This is a genomic window from Parabacteroides sp. AF21-43 (assembly GCF_003635435.1).
Classification (GTDB): Bacteria; Bacteroidota; Bacteroidia; order Bacteroidales; family Tannerellaceae; genus Parabacteroides; species Parabacteroides distasonis.
Window position 1 is genome coordinate 1 of record NZ_QTMG01000072.1, and the last position, 849, is coordinate 849.

At 51.1% G+C, this 849-nt stretch carries 1 protein-coding gene and 1 pseudogene; both read right to left on the reverse strand.

Annotated elements, in window-relative coordinates:
- Positions 1–602 (reverse strand): non-hydrolyzing UDP-N-acetylglucosamine 2-epimerase (gene wecB, locus DWX84_RS21395; RefSeq protein ID WP_122377623.1); only part of this gene is annotated, 602 nt, incomplete at its 3' end.
- Between the two features lie 29 nt (positions 603–631).
- Positions 632–849 (reverse strand): annotated as a pseudogene (locus DWX84_RS21400) (UDP-N-acetyl-D-mannosamine dehydrogenase); the annotation flags it as partial.

Here is an 849-nt window from a genome sequence, read left to right on the forward strand (position 1 = left end):
AAAAGCACGCCTTCCAGCTCCTTGTCCAGCTCAGCGTCCGTCTTTATCTTACGCACCACTTGCCGTAAGGCGTCTATCACCGTATTGCCGGTAACCAAGATTGAGTCCGGATTCACGTCCTCTCGCATCAAGTTCTGCTTGCTCAACCGCGTGGGTGCGAAATTATACGTGGCGATACGCCCCGTGACCTGACGGTTCATCTCCTCCGGCCATGGGCTATAGATGTTGTGGGTACGAAGGCCGGCCTCTATATGACCTACAGGTATCTGTTGGTAGAAAGCGGCCAAGGCGGCCGCCGTGCTCGTGGTGGTATCCCCATGCACCAGCACGACATCGGGTGTCGCCTCACGTAATACGTCACGCATACCGGTAAGGACACGGGCGGTCACATCATATAAGTCCTGACCTTGCTTCATGATATTCAAATCATAATCCGGCGTGATCTCGAACAATTTTAACACTTGATCCAGCATTTCCCGATGCTGTCCGGTAACGCACACGATGGTCTCGAACGACTCCGGATGTTTTTGGAACTCCTTCACCAGCGGAGCCATCTTGATCGCCTCGGGACGGGTCCCGAAGACTAACATTATTTTCCTCATTACAGCGTATTCTTCTATTTAGCGAACGATTATTTCTTGAATGTCCCGCAAAAGTCCAGCACCTCCACGTCATCCCGATAATTCAACCCCGCAAACTCCCTATGATTCACCAAGAAAACCACTATATCCGCCTTCTCGTATGCCTCCTTATAAGGGGTCAACTTAAACAGCTTATGCTCCGAAACGTTCGGCTCCACCACCATGATATCAGCGTTGTTGCACGATTGCAACACCTTCGTCGTTATTC